At 38.5% G+C, this 3,241-nt stretch carries 3 protein-coding genes; 1 reads left to right on the forward strand and 2 read right to left on the reverse strand.

Annotation, left to right across the window (positions count from 1 at the left end; genetic code table 11):
• Positions 1–271: hypothetical protein (locus VIK44_RS02455; protein WP_331552261.1), on the reverse strand; the 271-nt coding region annotated here is incomplete at its 3' end.
• A 597-nt stretch (positions 272–868) separates the two neighbouring features.
• Here VIK44_RS02455 and VIK44_RS14195 point away from each other — a divergent pair.
• Positions 869–1,222, forward strand: a complete 354-nt coding sequence (locus VIK44_RS14195) for a DUF6444 domain-containing protein (protein WP_414637045.1) — start codon at positions 869–871, stop codon at positions 1,220–1,222.
• A 197-nt stretch (positions 1,223–1,419) separates the two neighbouring features.
• Here the strand turns inward: VIK44_RS14195 and VIK44_RS02465 are convergent.
• Positions 1,420–3,241 (reverse strand): diguanylate cyclase (locus VIK44_RS02465; protein ID WP_331552262.1); only part of this gene is annotated, 1,822 nt, incomplete at its 5' end.

Here is a 3,241-nt window from a genome sequence, read left to right on the forward strand (position 1 = left end):
CAGTCACAACAGGATCAGTCACAACAGGATCAGTCACAACAGGATCAGTCACAACAGGATCAGTCACAACAGGATCAGTCACAACAGGATCAGTCACAACAGGATCAGTCACAACGGGATCAGTCACAACAGGTGTAGTCGCAACAGGTGTTGCTGCAGTTGCTGTAGCAGGTGCAGTTGCTGCCGGTGTGGTTGTGGCCGCAAACACGCCAACGGTCGTAAACAATAAAAAAGAAACAATGGTAACAAACATAATTTTAAATTTCTTCATGGGGTACCTCCTAGGAATATAATAATCTCATAAATAAATCGGACTGCCCAGAATCATCATAAAGTTTCCTAATCTCTAATAAAGTTTAATTTGATACGGAATCGCTCTCATATAAGATTATAGTCATAATGATAAGGCACAATACTTAATAAATACATTAGTTGTACCAAGGATGTGAGGAAATGCTTAGTAAACATATTGTTTACAATAATAATACAAGTTGACGCTCATAAAAGAACATTGATTGTGGGTACAGCAGCAGGTGGAGCTGTAATTTCTCCTGTCGCGACAGCATCGGCAATTGGTGTTACATAATTGGCTGATCACTGCAACTAAAGTTGGTATTCGAATAATATCTTAAATTAGATAGTTGATTATCTATGCTGAAGTTTTTAGATATTGATGTAAATGGGAAAGATTTTTTTGACGTTAAAAAGACCGCTTTTCTAAATCAAAGCAGTCTTTTTAACTTGAAAAAATAGGTGCTTATTTTTTATTCAGTTTCCCATGTTAAAAGGTCTTTTATTCAAAAAAGTATTTGAAATGTTTATAAATACTATATTATGAGTAGCTTAAAAAGAAAGAGGAGTGATCGATTTGACCAATAATTTCACCCCGGATATGTTCGAAAAATTAATGAGTAAACTCGATGTACTTACAGTAACGGTCACTGCTCAAGCTGCAGTTATCACAAAACTTACTCAGGAAAAATCAGATTTGCTTGGCATGATTGACCAACTGAATGAGACAATTAAAACCCTGGAAGAACGTCTCAACAAAAACAGTTCTAAACCACCATCAAGTGATGGACTTAATAAGCCAAAGCCCAAAAGTCTGAGAAAGCCTTCCGGAAAAAAAGCAGGTGCTCAACCCGGGCATAAAGGAAAAGGACTTAATCTTATGAAGACACCGGTTGTTTCAGGACCAAAGAAGGCGCAGATACATTTGTGACAATCATGTCTTATCTCGGCACTGCCAATAAGCATGGAATAAATGCATACACGGCAATCGAACGTGCCTTAGTTGGTCAATCAGAAGCTATGTTATTTTCACAGGCGACTGAATAGTTACCTTATTTAAATGATTAATTGACCTTCTTATCTTTATTTGTATCTTCACCACTCAACTTCCAGTCGATGCGTCTAATATCAGTCTTTCCCTAAAACTTTTTCGATGAATAAACGTGTTATGTCAGGATCAAACTTGGTCCCGGAACATCGTTTGAGTTCATTGATGGCCTCTTCTTCACTTAATGCCCTTCGAAACGTCCAATCACTGGTCATTGCTTCAAATGCTTCAGCAACGGCGATAATCATTGACTCCAATAAAATTTCGTTTCTTTTCAGTCCTTTGGGGTAGCCCTCACCATCAACCTGTTCGTGATGTTGCAGCACCTGATCGGCTATTTTCGAAAATTCATTAACTGAGCTTAATATTCGATACCCGATTTCCGGGTGCCTTTTGATGTCCTGCCATTCATCCGGTCTTAATTCTCTGGGAGTATTCAGAATTTTATCATCAATGCCGATTTTTCCGATATCATGCATCAGCCCTGCTGTTCTAATCTGATTAACATCATCCTTGCTAAAATCCATTTCGGCTGCAATCGCTGCGCAAAGCGCGCCGACCCTGATCGAATGCAAATGCTCTCGCTGGCTTTTCTCATATAAGGTACTCATAATGAGTTCAATTGTTTTGCCCCGAATGCTGGGACTTTCATAAAGCTTGTCTCGATACATCCGATCTTCCGCTTTTTTGAATATGGCTTTAATATTTTCATCCTCCTTTTCCTTTGTTTCACAGCCAAAGGAAATTGAAATGCCGAAGCCGCCAATTTTTTCATTTGCGGACAAGTCCTTAATCCGTTCAATGATTTTCTCTGTTTCCGCGGCATTGGTTTTAGGTAAAATGATGACAAATTCATCCCCGCCATGCCGGGCAATGATGTCATCGATGCGGCATCCTTTTTTTATCACTTTTGCCGCTTTTTTAAGAAGTTCGTCACCCATAGCATGGCCAAAGGAATCATTGATTAGTTTTAAACCGTTAACATCTCCCATGATCAGGGACAACGGCAGGTTCCTTCTCGTATCCAGTCTTTTTAAATCTTCTTCGTAAAATCTCCGATTATAAAGCCCGGTGAGCTGGTCATAATAGCTTAAATACAGGATTTCTTTTTCGGATTTTTTTCTTTCAGTAATGTCCTGACCCTGACAAATAATTGAAACAGGCGTTAATCCATCTGAATCAAACACAATTGCTGTGTTCAACAAAAGGGTTCGAACAGAACCGTCAATATGCAGGATCTCAATTTCAATGGTGTCCCAGGAATTATCATCCAATGAATTTTTTATGCGATTGATTGATTCGTTTACCTTGTCAAGTGGAAAAAGAATGCTGATGGATTTTCCGAGAACCTCATCTTCACTATAGCCTGTTAAATTTTTAAAGGTACGATTGATTTGTTTGATATTCCATTGTTCATCAGAAATGATGATTGCCACATTGGAGTTGTTGAACAAATTGTTCAGATAGGCATTGGCCTTACTAAGTTCTGCCACACGTTTTTCTTTCTCTTCATTTTGAAAGGCAAGTTCTTTATTGGCAATGATTAGCTCGGCCGCCCGTTTTTCTTTCTCTTCATTTTCTTTTGCTTCTTTTATTGCTCTTTCTATGGAATGTTTCAATCGCCCCAGTTTATCTTTCGAAACATAATCGGTGGCGCCTTTTTTCAGAAGTTCCACAGCGGTTTCTTCCCCGATGAAACCGGATACACAAATAAACGGTGTCGCCGGGCATATTGATTTTACATGCTCTAATGCCACAAACCCATTAAAATCGGGCAACATAAAGTCAGCTAAAATCAGATCATATTTTTTTAAGGATAGTGCGGAAACAAATTCTTCTTCCTTCATCACAATATCCATTTTAATATCCGATTCAAAATTTTCACGCAGATACTCATAAATC

The sequence above is a fragment of the Acetobacterium sp. genome, assembly GCF_036508315.1.
Lineage (GTDB): Bacteria > Bacillota > Clostridia > Eubacteriales > Eubacteriaceae > Acetobacterium.